This window comes from Elusimicrobiota bacterium, from assembly GCA_041658405.1.
Classification (GTDB): Bacteria; Elusimicrobiota; UBA5214; order JBBAAG01; family JBBAAG01; genus JBBAAG01.
The window spans coordinates 45,244-61,531 of the sequence record JBBAAG010000006.1; the positions used below are offsets into that span (position 1 = coordinate 45,244).

Annotated in this window: 17 protein-coding genes; 6 read left to right on the forward strand and 11 right to left on the reverse strand. The window is 39.8% G+C overall.

Features of this window, described 5'->3' with window-relative positions; genetic code table 11:
• Positions 1-11: 11 nt before the first annotated feature.
• The 4 genes from WC955_02310 to WC955_02325 all read right to left on the reverse strand — a co-directional run bounded on the left by WC955_02310 (position 12) and on the right by WC955_02325 (position 3,259).
• On the reverse strand, positions 12-188 hold the full coding sequence (locus WC955_02310; protein MFA5857877.1) for a hypothetical protein: 177 nt from the start codon (positions 186-188) through the stop codon (positions 12-14).
• A gap of 248 nt (positions 189-436) precedes the next feature.
• Complete coding sequence (gene dmeF / locus WC955_02315) at positions 437-1,390, reverse strand: CDF family Co(II)/Ni(II) efflux transporter DmeF (protein MFA5857878.1); 954 nt, start codon at positions 1,388-1,390, stop codon at positions 437-439.
• Positions 1,391-1,721: 331 nt separating this feature from the next.
• Complete coding sequence (locus WC955_02320) at positions 1,722-2,942, reverse strand: hypothetical protein (protein ID MFA5857879.1); 1,221 nt, start codon at positions 2,940-2,942, stop codon at positions 1,722-1,724.
• Between the two features lie 47 nt (positions 2,943-2,989).
• Complete coding sequence (locus tag WC955_02325; GenBank protein MFA5857880.1) at positions 2,990-3,259, reverse strand: hypothetical protein; 270 nt, start codon at positions 3,257-3,259, stop codon at positions 2,990-2,992.
• 244 nt (positions 3,260-3,503) lie between these two features.
• Between WC955_02325 and WC955_02330 the strand changes: the two genes are divergently transcribed.
• Genes WC955_02330 through WC955_02350 form a run of 5 tightly spaced genes read left to right on the forward strand, consistent with a single transcriptional unit; the run spans position 3,504 to position 7,924 of the window.
• Positions 3,504-4,130, forward strand: coding sequence for an energy transducer TonB (locus tag WC955_02330; protein MFA5857881.1), 627 nt, complete (start codon positions 3,504-3,506; stop codon positions 4,128-4,130).
• Between the two features lie 21 nt (positions 4,131-4,151).
• Positions 4,152-4,781: a MotA/TolQ/ExbB proton channel family protein gene (locus tag WC955_02335; GenBank protein MFA5857882.1), complete on the forward strand. Its 630-nt coding sequence runs from the start codon at positions 4,152-4,154 to the stop codon at positions 4,779-4,781.
• 12 nt (positions 4,782-4,793) lie between these two features.
• Positions 4,794-5,162, forward strand: coding sequence for a biopolymer transporter ExbD (locus tag WC955_02340; GenBank protein ID MFA5857883.1), 369 nt, complete (start codon positions 4,794-4,796; stop codon positions 5,160-5,162).
• Entirely contained in the window at positions 5,159-5,578 is a 420-nt protein-coding gene (locus WC955_02345; protein MFA5857884.1) for a biopolymer transporter ExbD, read from the forward strand. Before WC955_02340 ends, WC955_02345 begins: the two co-directional genes overlap by 4 nt.
• 21 nt (positions 5,579-5,599) lie before the next feature.
• The gene (locus WC955_02350; GenBank protein MFA5857885.1) at positions 5,600-7,924 is read left to right on the forward strand and encodes a TonB-dependent receptor; all 2,325 of its coding nucleotides are present in this window, start codon (positions 5,600-5,602) and stop codon (positions 7,922-7,924) included.
• A gap of 27 nt (positions 7,925-7,951) precedes the next feature.
• Here the strand turns inward: WC955_02350 and WC955_02355 are convergent, their stop codons facing one another.
• The 5 genes from WC955_02355 to WC955_02375 form a co-directional block, all read right to left on the reverse strand.
• The gene (locus tag WC955_02355) at positions 7,952-9,757 is read right to left on the reverse strand and encodes a beta-L-arabinofuranosidase domain-containing protein (GenBank protein MFA5857886.1); all 1,806 of its coding nucleotides are present in this window, start codon (positions 9,755-9,757) and stop codon (positions 7,952-7,954) included.
• Positions 9,758-9,930: 173 nt separating this feature from the next.
• Positions 9,931-10,218, reverse strand: coding sequence for a hypothetical protein (locus WC955_02360; protein ID MFA5857887.1), 288 nt, complete (start codon positions 10,216-10,218; stop codon positions 9,931-9,933).
• Between the two features lie 213 nt (positions 10,219-10,431).
• A complete protein-coding gene (locus tag WC955_02365) occupies positions 10,432-11,268 on the reverse strand; it encodes a hypothetical protein (GenBank protein MFA5857888.1) in 837 nt (278 codons plus the stop codon).
• A 26-nt stretch (positions 11,269-11,294) separates the two neighbouring features.
• Positions 11,295-11,927 carry an ice-binding family protein gene (locus WC955_02370; GenBank protein ID MFA5857889.1) on the reverse strand — a complete coding sequence of 211 codons (633 nt, stop codon included), beginning with the start codon at positions 11,925-11,927 and terminating at the stop codon, positions 11,295-11,297.
• 289 nt (positions 11,928-12,216) lie between these two features.
• Positions 12,217-12,693 (reverse strand): hypothetical protein, encoded by a 477-nt coding sequence (locus WC955_02375; protein ID MFA5857890.1) that lies wholly within the window; start codon positions 12,691-12,693, stop codon positions 12,217-12,219.
• A 149-nt stretch (positions 12,694-12,842) separates the two neighbouring features.
• On the opposite strand from WC955_02375, the gene WC955_02380 reads away from it, so the two are divergent.
• Complete coding sequence (locus tag WC955_02380; protein MFA5857891.1) at positions 12,843-14,894, forward strand: VCBS repeat-containing protein; 2,052 nt, start codon at positions 12,843-12,845, stop codon at positions 14,892-14,894.
• Positions 14,895-14,922: 28 nt separating this feature from the next.
• On the opposite strand, the gene WC955_02385 is transcribed toward WC955_02380, so the two are convergent.
• Together WC955_02385 and WC955_02390 are read right to left on the reverse strand one after the other, a co-directional pair.
• Positions 14,923-15,417, reverse strand: a complete 495-nt coding sequence (locus tag WC955_02385) for a hypothetical protein (protein ID MFA5857892.1) — start codon at positions 15,415-15,417, stop codon at positions 14,923-14,925.
• 179 nt (positions 15,418-15,596) lie between these two features.
• Positions 15,597-16,286, reverse strand: coding sequence for an ABC transporter ATP-binding protein (locus tag WC955_02390; protein ID MFA5857893.1), 690 nt, complete (start codon positions 16,284-16,286; stop codon positions 15,597-15,599).
• Between the last annotated feature and the right edge of the window lie 2 nt (positions 16,287-16,288).

Here is a 16,288-nt window from a genome sequence, read left to right on the forward strand (position 1 = left end):
CCTACAAAATATTATCTTTGCAATTTCCATACATCTTTCCCCATATTGTTTCCTGCAACCACCCATAAAGCATCGTTGTGCGGATTCCAGCCGCCGATAAGCCACATTTTTCCTTTAAATACCAGCGCGCCTGCCCCGTCCCGTGGTGCATAAGTTGTTGTAGTTACCGACGATAGGATTATACACATCCTTGTGTCAAAATTCAATGCAATAATGGGTCGTATTTGGATGCAAACTCACAGGCGTTTATCGGCTGTTATTCCAATCCCGTTTTTTACTCTTTCACAAAAAATAGGTATAATATTTGCAATCAAATCGGAGGAACGGACTATGAGTACAAAACACAGCGAAAATAGAACAACAATAAAGAGCAAATCCTCTACTCTACTGATAGACGCGAGAATCAAAGAGCTGGACGACTGGAGAGGCAAGACGCTCAATCACACTTAACGATTTCAATGCTTATATGCGCCAGTTCGTGTACTTCTTTCAGCAATTCCTTGTATACATCCAATTCTTTAGGCTCTTTTGCAACCAAAGATATAATGCACGAATACCTGTTTTGTTCTACTTTCCAAAGATGTAAGTCAGATATTTTTGTGTCATTATCATTTTCTACTATCCCTTTGATTTCTTGCTGTAACTCTTCATTGTTTCCGCTGTCCAACAAAATCGTTGCAGTATCTCTCAATAATTGAAATGACCAGCGGAAGATTAGTATCGAACTTACAATACCCATCAACGGGTCAAGAAAGTTTAACTGCATAAGTTTTGCACCTAATAACGCGACAATCGCGAAAACAGAAGTTAATGCATCAGCGATCACATGTAGATACGCCGATTTCATGTTCAAGTCGTGTTCCAGCTGGTGGGTATGACCGTGTTCATGGTTGTGGTCATTATGATGATCATGATGGTGATGATGTTGTCCCTGCTTATCGAAACTTAGTATCGCTGCGCAGGCAACGTTTACAAGTAATCCCAAACCCGCAACTAGTAATGCTTGGTTATACTGGATAACCAGGGGATGCAATATTCTATCAACAGAAAAGTATACTACGCACAGGCCAACTATTCCGAGCAAGATTGCGCTTGTATATGCCCCGAGAATTTCGATTTTCCATGTACCAAAAGTATAATCAGTATTATTCTTCTGTTTTTTCGCTATAAGGTACGCAAAAAGCGTAATTGTTAAAGCGCTGGCATGAGTTGCCATGTGCCATCCATCAGAAAGTAAAGCCATTGAGTTAAAAATGTAGCCAAACACGATTTCAGCCAGCATGGTTAGTTCGGTGATTATGATAACAACAAAAACTTTTCTAAAATTTGATTCTTTGACTTCATGAAAGTTGTGCGGGTGCTGATAAACTTGTATATTACTGTGGTGCATTTCGGTATTTATACTCCCTTTATTAAACAACTCATATCACAAGCATTATAACAAAAATCAGTATTATAAGGTAATTATCAAACCTTAACAAGAGGGTCAAATATTGCTATAATTTAAACATACACAAGCATGAAAGGATAAATACAGCCTATGATAAAGCGACGTGTCCGCTCAGGCTCTGAATTCTGCAATAAGTGCGGTATAGCAAATAATAGCGAACACTCTTGGTTACGCTCCCGGTCCAGTTTTCGATACATCCCTATACTTTGCCCCAAATGTTCGAAGACATTATCCAAGGATGTAAAAGAATTTATTAAGAACTGGCTGCATTTCAATCTCCCGCGTTGACAATATAAACATCAGACCGTCCCCCATGGGCGGCAGTATAAGATATCCAGTTGCCGGAAGCGTCTGTTAACGGATGCGGGTGGGAATACTGCCCCGGGAGGCTTCCCCACTCGGTATTGTGCAAACAAATAGGTTCCAATTTCGGCTCGCTTTCTGTGCCATCTCCATAATATAACCATTGAAGCTTGTCACGGGAAAAGAATCCGTCGATGATCAGCGCCGGCTTGTTTGGTAACGGCGTATTGTGTCCATAAAAACTGGATTCAGGAAATACCCTCTCCCAGACTGTGTTACCGGTTGGCGTGGCCACTCCGAAATACTCCCCGCCGCTTTCCGCTTTTCCATGATAGCACATGGCAGACCCGTCCCAGAGCCACGCTTGGTGGCTTTGAAAATATCCTGGATAATATGTCTTCAACGGGCGGATCTTTCCTGTCTGTATGTCAAGCAACCAGATGCGCGATGTATGTCCGTCGCCCTTACCCCAGTATCCCGGCGGGAGATCCAGATCGAAATACAGCAGCCCGCCGTTGGACGGACAGAACGCGCAATGAGCGGACTGGGCCGGCGAAGGGTGTTCGTAAAGAATATCCATTATACCGCTTCCATCCATTGGTACACGGATCAAACGAAGGCGGTGTAAATATTCGCGATAGCGTTTTTGAGGAATTAGTGGCCATTGGCTGCCCCGCATCTCCGGGTGAGCTGAGCTTAGTGTGATTCCCACGTACTTCTCATCGGGAGAAACGCTTGGCGCTCCGAATATCCATTCATCGCCGCAGTCGTCCAAGATAATCCGCGCATCGCAGGTGTGAATATCCACTGCCATGATGCGCCTCTCAATAGTGAACACTACTACACCAGATTTCGGGGCAATGCTGACACGGTTACCGCAAATTCCGCGGCCATCAACGTCGGCAAAGGTGAGGCACATCCCGCGGTGAATATAATTACGGTCGCCGACGCCCGGTGCGCGCCAAAGCGCTTTCAAGTCGCCTGTCTCGGCCTCTGCGGCAATAACCCATGTAGATCCTTCACGAACGGAGACGAACACCATGTATCGTCCGTCAGCGGAAAAACCTGAATTCGTATGATACGTAGGAGTCTGATTGATCCGTCCGGTGGTGGTCAAACGACGCACGGAGCGCCCGGTCAACGCATCACTATAAGTTTCTGACTCATTCCAAGTATCGCCGATCTTCATGCCTTCCTCCAACTAACACCTTTTTCTTTGTAGGATTCTACACAGACTTATAATTTCTCAACCATTTGGTGGAAACGTTTTTCAATTTCATTACAGAAAACAGTATCTGACAACCTGATATTCATCATTTCTTCATCGCTCAAAGGTTTTGTTTTTGGCGATAATAACTTAATTGATAACGCTTCTGCGAACACAAGTTTATTCCCAGCCAGCGCTTTGACTTCTTTGAAAACATTTTCGTATCCGAATGTAGTATCCTTATTCTCTTCATCACTTCCGCAAGTGGTTACAAAAATAAGTTCCACGATACTTTTCATAAGCGCGAGGTCCACGAAAATTACTCCAATTTATTTTACTCGGTTTTTGTTTTTCGCGCCACAGGGGGTACCCCTTGTGATGTTACTAGTTCCTTAATATTTAATAGGTATCTAACTTAAGGTCACTAACGCTGAGAAATTGGGATCCTTATACCCAATCAAACAGGTTATGACATCGTTTAGTTGTCAATTGAGTTGAAAATTGAATATTGATATACTTAAATCAAAGAACTGGGAAAGACATTTGAGAATAGATATTTATCAGGTTATAAAGGACAATTATACCGTGCGGACTACCGGCGTATTTAATGACAAACTGCTTACCGTATCAATAATATTATCGATTACGGTACATTTTCTTATGTTTTACTTACCGAGGGTAATGATTGTTGAAGACGAGATTAATCCGTTGGACTATAAACTTGTACAGTTAGTGGACATGGAACCTCTGCTTCCAATGATGCTGAAATCTGAAAATGCAGACGGCGAACTTAAACCCGTAGAGCAAACTCCCAAAGAAGTAAAGGAACTACCCAGAGAAGTAGCAAAACCAGTTACTGAATTGCAAAATTATTCTAACTACCTGCCCTTTTTTCAAGTAGCAAGGCTGCCTGAATTTATACAAAAAGTTAAGCCGGAATATCCATTAACCGCAAGGGTAAGAGACATTGAATCTAGTGTAATTGCGGAAGGATATATTGATGCTGAAGGTAAGATGAGGAAAGTTGTTATTGTGAAAAGCGGTAGTACAGAATTTGATGCCGCAGTTATTGCTGCTTTGTACAAATCAAAATTTAAGCCAGCAATTTCGAAAGAAGGGAAGCCGGTAGCTGTTAAAGTACGGATTCCTTTTAAGTTTGAACTTGAATAACAGATTAGGAGGAAATGTTTTATGGCAGGAATGTCGTTTCTTGAATGGTTTAAAATGGGCGGAATATTCATGTGGCCGCTACTGATATTTTCAATAATTGGCCTGGCATACATAATAGAACGAAGCGCCGTCTTTCTTATGGTTAAAATACAACCGGGAATGGAAATTGAAGATATGTTTGCAAAACTCGACGAAAAAGATGTTGAATCTGCGAAAAAAGTGTTGGCTAAGCACAAAAACGCATATATTACAGAAGTCATGGCGGCAGGGCTTGATATGCTGGACCAGACAATTGAAAGAATGGAAAAATCGATGGAAGCGTGTATCAATATTAAAATAAAAATTCTTGAAAAACGGCTAAACATGCTCGTAGTAATCAGCAACCTCGCGCCACTAACCGGATTTTTGGGAACCGTATCCGGTATGATAAACGCGTTCAAATCTATTGCCGTAGCAGAAGAAGTTTCTACCCAGCTTGTTGCCGCGGGTATTTATGAAGCGCTGATTACAACAGTTGCCGGGCTTGTTATAGCTATAGTGGTGGTAAGCGCGCATAGCGTTTTTATGAACACTGTGGATAACTTTATCAACGATTCTGAACGGTTAACAAATAGGTTGGTTGAAGTGCTTATAGAAAAAAAGATTAAGTAAGAAGAGTTTTTTATGATCAAAGTAAGGCGCAGAAATAACGAGATACCGATGTCGTCAATGTCAGACATAGCATTTTTACTTATAATATTTTTTATTGTCACAATGTCTTTTGTATACAAAAGCGGGTTGAATATACTGCTTCCAAAAAAGGGCGCGCAACCGCGGGTGGTAAGTGTTAATGAAGTGTTCCAGCTTGAACTTAACGCTGTCGGGCGGTTGTCTCAAAACAAGATAAATATTAGCCTTGATAGCATGAAGTTTGGTACCAGAACCGGTGCTATTATCAAGGTGGATAAAGCGTGTAAGTATGCAAATGTTATTGCGTTGATTGAACATTTGCAGAAAAACGGGGTTTACAGGATCTCGCTTAAAACATTATGATAAAGATTAGGCGTAGAAAAGTTAATATTCCGGTCTCGTCAATGTCAGACATTGCGTTTTTATTATTAATATTCTTGATGGTAACTACACTGACATCGTCACAAAAAGCTGTTACTGTAACTCTGCCGCAGGTTGTAAAAGCGAGTAAAATAGACGCAAAGAAACGGATAAATGTGTATATAAAAAAAGACGGGAAGTTGTTTTACAACAGTAAGCAGGTAGATACGGATAAACTTATGGATATACTGGAAAACCTGGCAGTGTTCAACAAACACGCAACTGTTTTTTTGTACAGCGACGTTGATACTGAGTATCGGCACGTTGATTCCGTAATACAGATACTAAAAAATGTTCAGATACGAAACTGCGTGTTTGCAACGAAGAATGTAACTTCGCAGGTTAATAATGCTAAGTAAACTATCAAGGTGTAATTGACAATGGCAACAAAACTTAACTATCTACTAATACTATCATTCATTCTCATACATGTTTCTACAGGTTATTCATATGAAATAACGGGGAAACTGTACGATTCTGTTACAAACATCGTGTTGACTGACGGGTATATTGAAATATACGGTACAGAAAAATATGCACAAACTTCTGCTGACGGTACGTATGTATTGACAATTCAGCCTACAGGGCATTACCTGTTGTCATTCCATGCAATGGGATATGAATCAAAACAAACGGAAGTTGATGTTATCGCTGATATTAATCTCGATGTTGCACTACATGAGGGGAACGTCCCGTCTCTTAACGAAATAGTGGTTTCTGCAGAAAAAGAAAAAGCTGTTGTTTCAAAACAGGAAGTTAGGAAAGAAGAAATTCAGCGTGCAATGAAAAACTATTTTGATGATCCATTAAAGATATTGCAGACAATGCCTGGTGTAGTACGTGCAAATTATTTTAGTTCAATGATGTACGTACGCGGGGGAGAACCTTGGGAAAACGCAGGTGTTTGGGATGGTATTTACCTGCCGGTACTATACCATTACGGCGGCTTGTTAAGCGTGTATAACCTCTCACTTATTGAAAACATAGCGTTTTATACCGGTGCATATCCCGCTATTTACGGTAATGCATTATCGTCAGTAATAAATGTAAATAACCGGAGAGGGGATTATAAAAAAATTAAAGGTTCATTCACTCTTGGGTTGATAAGTTCTAGTTTGAACCTTGAGGTACCGGTGCCATTGCTGGAAGAATCGTCGTTTATCATCGGGATGAGAAGGACTTACTATGACCTTCTTCTCAACCTGCTTATAAATAAACAGGGAATAATGTTTCCTTATTACTACGATATTCAAGGTAACTTTACTTTCAAAACCGGGAAAAGCAAGTTTACGTTATCCGGCTTGTATTCTTTTGAGGAGATTAACATGGCTGTAAATCCCAGTACCGGTATTGCAGCCGGAGTTTCAGTCTCAGCATTGTCATTGAGCGAAACGCCTGTGGTGTCATTACAGTGGCTGTACAAACCAGCGGAAAGTTTTTATCTTAACCTTATTGCCGGATGGACTAAACAATACTCAAAAAGTGATTTAAGCGCTGACCTATCCAGTTTTTCAATCACTGATGAATTAAACATATCCGCAACTAAAGTACAATACTTTTATTTGTATAACTACAGTACGTCATATCTTTACAACGTGAAGCCGGTATTTCATTTCATACCTTCGGAAATACAGCATTTACAGGCGGGGATTGATGTCCAGCAGTATCCCGATATCAAAGAAGTGTTTGATATGGAATATAGCTATACCAATCTGAATAACAGAAACCGGGTAGTAAAAACTGTGATGGAATCTACTTCTACCGCAACTCTTTACTGCCCGTTTATTCAGGATGAGATAAGCTTGTTCAATGAAAAACTTACGCTCCTTCCGGGTTGCCGGATGACTTACCTGGACTTTAATGGACAGACTGTCACTGAGCCACGGTTTTCTGCTGAGTACAGTATTTCACAAAACGATACTGTAAAACTTGCAGTTGGGAAAGTTACACAGTTTATCGCTGAACCGCGGGTGTTAAAAGATAAGGATAAATCTGGTTTAAAGCTTCCGGAAGCATGGCATTATGTTGCTGGTTATGAAAAAGATATTGCAGAAGGAGTTTTATTACGGACAGAACTGTTCTATAAAGATTATAGTAACCTGATATTATTTGAAAGTAATAATTTTAATTCTACTGCTTCTAATAATATGTACGGCTATTCCCGGGGCCTGGAATTATTTGTTGAAAAGAAAAAAAGTGGTAATACAAACTTGTCCGGATGGATAAGCGCAGCGTTGCTTGACTCGCGGCGTGTTATTTCATCTAAACTTTCATCAGGTAGTATTATTCCTGTGAATGAAGAGTTTTATCCGGATCAAGACAGGCGGTTTAATATGTCTATTGTAGTGGACTGGAAAATATCAACGAAACTGATGTTATATTCTGAGTTTGATTATACTACCGGCAGCCCGTATACTCCAATAACCGGTGCTACAAAAAGAGTATATAGTTCCGGGAACGTGTCGTATCAGCCTGTATACGGTAAGTATAATTCAGAACGGCTTCCTGACTACCATACGCTTGACGTCAAGCTGGATTATAAGTTTAAATCGTTTGGCATAGAGTCATCATGTTTTTTACAGGTTAATAACTTATATAATCATACAAATGTTATGGGTTACGATTACTCCCGCGATTATTCAGTAAAAACAGAACGAAGTTACCTGGGATTATTGATAGTTACCGGCCTGGAATTTGTATGGTAACGGAACAAATTCATAAGTCTTTTGTTTTCATTTGACAGGAAATTCAGTAATCCTTAAATTTGTCCATCCGTAAGGGATTAATTCAAGATCTTCAACTTGTTTAGAGTTATTAATTTTTTGGCCTTTAACTTTTACTGTAACCGGTACTTTTGCAGATTTAAAAACAAAATCATTTATTTTATAATCAATAAATTTTAAATTACTAACATTTTTTTTCATAAGTGCATAATTCCATGGAGTTGTTGGCCGGATTTCCCAATCAGCATGAGGGAGTTCCCTGTATGGTGTATTTTCATTTATACGTTTCCATTTTTCACCGATTTTTAATGAATAAATAATTGGCCCGCGTTTTATTGCTACGGTATTATTCGGTCTTTTCAGAACCTCTGGTTGCATCGGATATTTTAGCGTAATTATAGTCAACCCGCTCCACTTTTTGTTAATCCTAAAAAAATGGCCGGGTTTCACAGTATCTCCCAGTGTTTTATTATTAACTTTAATAAGTGCTTTCCTGGCCCACGATGGGATTCGTAAAGATAAAGGAAATCTTACTGTTTTATCAGTTTTAAGTTTTATTGTTATAGTATCGCTGAAAGGATAGCTTGTTTCTATACTTGCTTCTATCTTACTGCCGTTGATATTAGTGATTACTTTACTCGGAGCGTAAGCACAAACTGCTAAACCGTTATCTTTTGATTTCATCCATAAATGCGCAGTGAATTTAGGCCATCCCTGGCTCAGATTTGCGGTACAACACCCGAAGTGAGGTTCTAGCCCAAAGATATTTGCATCAGGCCCGTTTGTTGTCCACACAGGGTTGGGATTTATTACACACTCAATTTGATTAACCTGCTGATCGTATTGGTGTGCCCACATATCAGGTGAAAATGTTGCGGGTAATGCATTAAACGCAATTAGTTCCAGCCTATCTCCAAAAACTGTATCTCCTAAAATTGATAATAATATTTCTAATGAATACATATATTCTACAACTGCGCATAGCTCTGTTCCCTGAACAGGATTTAACCCTGCTAAACACTCATCACCTGAAAAAACACCTGTAACCATTCCATGATATTTATCAAGTTTATCGATCATCTCATACACTGTTTGTTTGTCAATATTATCGCCGGTCATCTGATAAATTAATGCGTGCGACTTTACTGCCATTGCGTTATTCACAACGTGGCCCATGTAATTCCATCCACCCTTGGGTGTTGCTTTTGTTATTGGCCAGTTTTTAAAGTAATTACCCCAGTTAAAACCCTGAGCATATAATTTTATGGCTAATCTCAGCAGCCAGTCTTCCTTCGTTTTCTGATATAACCAATAAATTGGTATCAGTGCCTCGAACCATCTGGAATGCGCCCAGTTATTTACTGTGTTTTTGTTTATATGAACATTAATATTCTTACATGCTTTTTTTACTACATCTACAATTTTTTCATTTTTGGTTACGTCATAATACTGTGTCAGGACTTTTAACACTAAAAACTGTCCCCATAAATCATAATTTTTGTAATACGGCCCAAGCCATCCGTCGTCCTTCTGGTTGGAAATAATATAAGACATGTATTTATTTACTTTATTTATTAGTTTTTTATCCCGTAATAAATAGGCAAGAGGTAGAACACCGTCCAGCCAGTACGGAGCCCTCTCCCATCCTTCGGCATCACCGCCGAACCATTTACTGTTTTTTATATCAGGCCAAAATTCGTCAACTTTCCCGCTTAAGCTTTTTGCCTGGAGTTTAAGTTGATTTTTTAACCATCCCGAAGGCTGGATTTCTGTGATTGAAAGCGGAGTAAAAACAGGTTCTTTTATTAGCTTCATAAAACTTATCACCTTTTCTGATGTACTATGATATCTAGAGTACTCCCCATTGTCAATACCAGTCTATGAGATGAACAAGATATAGCCGTAGTCGTAATTTCTCTTTCCTTTTTGCTACTTTTTCCTTTCTCTTTGTTAATTCTGTGCATACTGTGGATAACCCATTTCTGTCTTTACTGTTTCGTTCCTGACGACAATAATTTTATTGACAACGCTTCTGTAAGCATAAGTTTGTCCTCTACTAGCGTTTTGACTTCTTTGAAAACATTTTCGGATCCAAATTTTGTATCCTTATTCTCCTCATCACTTCTGCAAGTGGTCACAAAAATATGTTTCCCGATACTTTTCATGTGTTTCCGTATAAACCCGCGTATCGGCGAGACAAGTTGGCCCATCCAGATAGGGGTTAGGATAATTACCCGGTCATAAGGCGCAGGATCGTGACTGGTACGTTTTGTCATTGTTCCTATACGCATAAGGGAGAGTAAGATTAATAACGGGAATAATTTTGGAACTGGTACTATAGCTTCAACATCGCACTGTAGTTCCCGGGCAAGCCGTTTCGCGGCGTATTCATTATTTCCCGTGAATGAATAATAATAAACTACCGTTTTTTTATATTACCACTACTACATTTACACCCGTTCTATTTTGTTGTTACCCGGGAAGTTTCATTACCAATGATAACTCAAACATGGAGACAGTAATAGTGTTGTAGTAGAACCTGAGTGTACAGTTTCTTTTCCGATGAACAGTTTGGCATCCAGCCTTAAATGCATATTGTGCTTAGCCCAAAACTCAATCCCAGTACTCATAATCGGCATAGGACCCTCAACGAATTCGTCATAACTGTATGTATAAGTAAGCCAGTAAGCATGAACTTCGTTATAATACAACCCTGCCCCAAAATATACCGAGAAATTAGTATCATAAAAAAAATGGTATTTCACAAGCATGGGAAACGAATAATGGCGGTCATTACCGAATCCTGTGTGCCTATATATATCATCTGGAAAATAGTTGTATGAATCACTTCGTGTATACGCACTTGAATTTAGTTCAACACCCCAGCCTTTAGGCCCTACAAACTCATAAAATATTCCAAAACCGTATACGGTAGATGAAGATAAATGAAAAACATCTCCGCCTGCTGTTATTCCTGCTCCCCCGACTTTAAGTTTTATTCCTGTATAGACAACTATATTTCCTGGTTCTACACGCCCGGTGTAATTATGAATTACCCTGCCAATAGATTTGTGGGCTTGTACTCTAGTGATTCGCAGTTGCCCAATTTTTGTGTTTTTATTCCAAATATCGAATACCTGTCTTTTTTCAATGTCGTCCAGCATCCCGCTGCCAACTGTTACAGTTCTCCCATCAACTTCTGTGATTTGTATCTGTTTAGTTAGACTGGTATCCAATTTTGTGGTACTAATTTCTGCTTGTGCTTTTGTGTTTATACCCACAATAAATATACTACAAAACAGTAATAAAACACATATTTTTTTCATTCTTCTAATTCCCTCTATCCCTTGCCTTACGGGGCAGGTTGTACAACCGTGTTGGAATCAAGAGTTACCGCAGTCTGCGACAATAATCTGCCGTTTATCGTTGCACCAGTATTCAGCGTAATTGCTGTTTGTGACAGTATCACCCCTTCAAAATGCGCGGTCGTATCAAGGGATACAGCACCAAAGGCCTGCCAGAAAATGTTTTTGGGTAGTGCACCGCCAGATAGTATCACATTCTTCGCAGCGGCAATGGTTAGATCTCCCGATATCTGGAAGATCCATACATCGTTTGGCCCACCCGAGAGCGTAACATCCGTCGGGATTAAAAGACTGGTACCCCATTTATATGTACCCGCGGGTAGTGTCATCCCGCCAATATTTCCCGCACCAATTTCGGTAAAATCAGCAGCTCGTCCTGCGGCATTGGTGTACGCAGTTTCCATATTGCTTACAGCTGTTGTCAGGTTAGCAGGGGTTGGAACCGCATAGTCGGCAGCGTATATCCTTCCAGTAACTTGAGTGGCAATTGAAAATTGATTTGAGACATCCATTGCTTCTGAAAATCCTGTGATACCGATCGCTGCGATGGGACTCACTCCGATATTACCAGTGATTGCGGAGGTTGGAATGGTTGAAATACCTGATTTTGATAGAATCACATAATTTCCAGCTGTTCCAAGAACCACTGGTACTGGGCCTGCTCCTAAGCCGTCTCTACCCGTTCCGTCGCCTGGAGTTGTTGGGGCGACGATCTTTTCCTTGTTTTTATCTACCACTTTCTTATCCAACTCTACCACTTTTTGTTTTATTGCGCCTGTCATACCAAATCTTAAACCTGCAGCAGTTAAAACAGAACATGTAAAAATACAAATCGTAAAAACTAAAAACACTTTTTCAAATTTCATTTTATCTCCTCCGATAATTATCATATTTCATCTATTACAGCTATCATTTTTTCCCAAAATAATAATTTATTCCGAAATTAACCACGTATTCCAAGTCGTTGACAGACTCTGATGAGCCTTTGTCTGTAAGTGATACAATGGCAGGGCCAAAATCTAATTGAACCGAAAAACTTTTTACAAAAAAATGCTCAATACCGGCAAAAACTTCTCCTGTTATTCCCGTTCCCTCGCTATTGTTTCCCTTAAACGAAGCATAGTCTACTTCCACACCCGCAAAAGGCAGAATTGTTTTTATAGGCCTAAAATACCAATATCCTCTAAAACCGCCGAGAATAATGTTGTTTTCACTCTGGCTTTTCAGTTCAAGAGATATTTTATCACTTAAAAAATACCTTACCCCGACTCCCGGATAATTTAATCCTAATCCAATATCACCTTTTACAACTTCTCCATAAACAACAGGTGCAAGAAACAATAAACTACATCCTAGAAACAAGCAAACCAACTTTTGAGTTTTCATCTAAATAACTTCCTTTACTTTCCTTTGTTTTTAAAACTTCATTCTGCTAAATATAATGATACTTAAAGCAAAAATATAGATGAATCGGCTGGTTCTGCTTTTGTCTGACTTATTTCTGCTTATTCAGCTGTATTTGATATAATACAACTATGAAAGATATTACACAGAATGACAATTATCCGAAATTTGGATTACCAATACCGCAACCGTTGTTAAGCAATTACGGGCCAATAATGTTTGGCGGCTGCGGCGCAAAGTTTCGTGTAGTACATTGGCGCAAGAACGGTAAACGCGGTATAATTTGTGGCGGTGTTGGCGGTGCAACAAATCCAATACGGTACTATGAGGAACGACCTAACTCTCGGAGCGAACTACAGTTTGTTTACATTAAAACATTAGCACCGTACAACCCTGACTACATAACTTACCCGACAGTGATAGACTGGAGTGGTAACGGTACACGCGATATAATATTTAATACACGTAATACTATGCTATATCTCAGCCGCTCGACAAACAATGACGAACTGCCTGATTATGCTCAACCGGAACCGGTTAAAGATATTGACGGCATACCTTTTTCTTTTGAATACCACCATCCTGATCACGAGATTGATACCCTTAACGGTTATACTGATGAACGGTACCACAATTATTTATGTACTGAAGTGTTTGATTGGTATGGAGATGGAGGCCGTGATTTGTTGGTTGGTGACGAAACCGGCGTGATTTGGCTGTTGGAAGATGTTTCACAGGATAGAGGCGAACCAAAATACCATAGTGAACATTATACGAAACGTTCACGACGTGATGACCCAACCTCGCCGTCGTACAAAAAATCGCGGTTTGAAGAAACAACCGGGCAGGTGTTTGCAAAACCAACCCGGATGCTGACAGACATTGACGGCAAAACTATTCGTGTCGGCCATGGTTGCTGGGGCAACGCGAAGTTAGCCGGGTTTTGTGCGAAACCGAGTATAGTTGATTGGGATAGAGACGGCAACCCTGACCTGTTGATACCCTGTGGTGACCGGAAAGATTCGGAGATAGTGTTTTATCGTAATGTAGGCAAATCAAAAGACGGGTCACCGTTATTGAAATATGAAGGACAAATCTGTGATTACCAGGGTAACAAACTTGGATTACCGCGGCACGATTTTATTGTTGTTACTGACTGGTTTGGGAACGGCAGAAACGATATGTTGCTTGGTGATAGAGGACATATAAAGGTTTATAAAAACATTTCAGATGATGCACGGAACCCCACTCTAAAATTTGAAAGTTACCTTTGCCAGGAAAACGTGCAGATGGCAATTAACATGAAACTACACATTTGCGATTATAATAACGACGGTAAAAATGATATCGTTGAAGGCGGGACTGATGGAATGGTAAGGGTACGGTTTAATGTTGGTACAACAACCACCCCGTTATTCTCAGCAGACCCGGTTTTCTTAACTGATGATAAAGGCAACAAAATCCGTGTTTTTGGCGAGACTGACCCTACTGCGGTTGAGGAGTACGGTGACTCATCACCGTTGGTAACCGACTGGGACAATGACGGCATACCTGACCTGCTGTTAGGCAGTGATACGGGCCATATATATTTCTATAAAGGAATGTTAGATAAAAGCCAAAAATATCCCACCAAATTTGTTGATAAAGGCAAACTTTGTGATGGGACCGGAAAAATAATTAAAGTTCATAACCGCACGGACATTTGTTTACTAGACATTGACGGTGACGGTACTGACGAACTGTTAATCAGCGGGGTAACGTACCAGCTAGGACACAAAACTGATACTGATATTGGCGGCGATGTAGTGTACTTCAAAATTGTTGGGCGTAATAGTGACGGTGTACCGATACTATCCGAACGTCAACCGTTCATCGTTGACGGTAAACCCATTAAAATCATGCCAAACCAGAATACACGTATAAAACCCGGCGATTTTAACCACGACGGCAAAATCGAGCTTTTTTTCTGGTGCAACTCGATGGGTAACAACATAATCCGGTACCGTAATGGTAAAACAGGTTCGCGTGAATGGTATTTTGCGGAAACTATTGCCGGCGGGTTCGGCCTCGGAGTACCCGGTGATATAGATAATGATGGGTGGGTAGAATTTGTCTATGGCGGCGGTGAGTCTGGTCGCGGGGTGTACTACTCAAACTTCTGGAAAGATAAGGATGTAAGTTAACCCAATACCGCGTTCAATTTTCAATATCTTAATTATTTTTTATGGCTTTCTGTTGGGGTAAATAGAGAAATAGAAGAATAACAGCGCTTATTAATATCATAGCTCCAAAAAAATGTATAGATTCTGATATTAACTGACAGCGTGACAATAATCCTGCTTTTGAAAGTAACCAGTTCCAATCGTGGATATCTCCGCCTACCAAAGGAAGTACTTGAGCCTGCGCATCTCCCAAATACCATGCTATATTCATTACATTTTCTCCGAACCATATTCCGCAAATCGCAGCTTCATATTTCTGTCCACGGCTTACAAATCTTAAGCAAAAGACAGTTGGGAAAAATAATTGCCCTAAAGTACCACCTAAAAACCTAATGGTATCTCCGAAAAAAATGAAGATATAATGCCCAGCTTCATGAAAAATTAGATTCACTCCATCGATGAAGTTATATTGGTAGAAGAATATCAACCAAATAACATATGGGACAACGCAAATAGAAAAGATTTTTTTTATACCAAAATTCATTTGTATTATTTCACTATACCGCTCCTATATAAGATTATAACAGAAATTGGTAAAATAACGCCTTGGGAAAACGTGTCACACGGCTTGTAATTAAACTTTCAAAGTAATGTTAATAAACATTGACACTTCAATCTCTGAAGAAAAAATATCAGTACGTAACGAAATAATTGATCCTGTTATCAGAGCGTTATTGTCCCGTCTCTCATATTGACAATCCTGCCCGCCGATTCTGCGAGTTGAGTATTATGAGTGACCATAATTATTGTCAGGCCTTCATTTTTGTTTAATCTTTTTAAAAGATCGCCAATTTCCCCGCTTCTTTTGGTATCAAGATTCCCGGTGGGCTCATCTGCAAATAATATACGGGGTTTATTTATAATCGCACGGGCAATCGCAACCCTCTGCATTTCACCGCCGGACAGCTGTGAAGGGAGATGGTTAATCCTGTCTCCAAGGCCCAGCATCTCAAGAATTTTCATTACATCATCCTTGGATACAGTTTTTTTGGAGAAGGTTAGCGGAAGAATTGTGCTCTCGTACACTGTAAGAGTTGGTATTAAATAAAAACTCTGGAAAATATAACCAAAATATTCTCTTCTTATCTTTGTGAAAGCCGTTTCTGATAATACTTTATCTTTCGAAAAAACAGTATTTCCTGCGATAGTTAATCGTCCTGAACTCGGGTTATCAAGGCATCCCAGTATATTAATAAGTGTTGTCTTGCCCGAACCTGAGGGGCCTAAGAATGAAATAAAATCGCCGGTTTGGACCTTAAGCGAGACAGTATTCAACGCAAGGATATCCTCACTCCCGCGTGTATATTTTTTTGTAATATTTTCAGCATCAATAATGATATTATTTTCTATCATAA

Coding starts and splice junctions, on each gene's coding strand:
- WC955_02310 (MFA5857877.1), bottom strand. CDS start 188: ATGTGTATAATCCTATCGTCGGTAACTACAACAACTTATGCACCACGG.
- dmeF (MFA5857878.1), bottom strand. CDS start 1,390: ATGCACCACAGTAATATACAAGTTTATCAGCACCCGCACAACTTTCAT.
- WC955_02320 (MFA5857879.1), bottom strand. CDS start 2,942: ATGAAGATCGGCGATACTTGGAATGAGTCAGAAACTTATAGTGATGCG.
- WC955_02325 (MFA5857880.1), bottom strand. CDS start 3,259: ATGAAAAGTATCGTGGAACTTATTTTTGTAACCACTTGCGGAAGTGAT.
- WC955_02335 (MFA5857882.1), top strand. CDS start 4,152: ATGGCAGGAATGTCGTTTCTTGAATGGTTTAAAATGGGCGGAATATTC.
- WC955_02340 (MFA5857883.1), top strand. CDS start 4,794: ATGATCAAAGTAAGGCGCAGAAATAACGAGATACCGATGTCGTCAATG.
- WC955_02345 (MFA5857884.1), top strand. CDS start 5,159: ATGATAAAGATTAGGCGTAGAAAAGTTAATATTCCGGTCTCGTCAATG.
- WC955_02350 (MFA5857885.1), top strand. CDS start 5,600: ATGGCAACAAAACTTAACTATCTACTAATACTATCATTCATTCTCATA.
- WC955_02355 (MFA5857886.1), bottom strand. CDS start 9,757: ATGAAGCTAATAAAAGAACCTGTTTTTACTCCGCTTTCAATCACAGAA.
- WC955_02360 (MFA5857887.1), bottom strand. CDS start 10,218: ATGACAAAACGTACCAGTCACGATCCTGCGCCTTATGACCGGGTAATT.
- WC955_02365 (MFA5857888.1), bottom strand. CDS start 11,268: ATGAAAAAAATATGTGTTTTATTACTGTTTTGTAGTATATTTATTGTG.
- WC955_02375 (MFA5857890.1), bottom strand. CDS start 12,693: ATGAAAACTCAAAAGTTGGTTTGCTTGTTTCTAGGATGTAGTTTATTG.
- WC955_02380 (MFA5857891.1), top strand. CDS start 12,843: ATGAAAGATATTACACAGAATGACAATTATCCGAAATTTGGATTACCA.
- WC955_02385 (MFA5857892.1), bottom strand. CDS start 15,417: ATGAATTTTGGTATAAAAAAAATCTTTTCTATTTGCGTTGTCCCATAT.
- WC955_02390 (MFA5857893.1), bottom strand. CDS start 16,286: ATGATAGAAAATAATATCATTATTGATGCTGAAAATATTACAAAAAAA.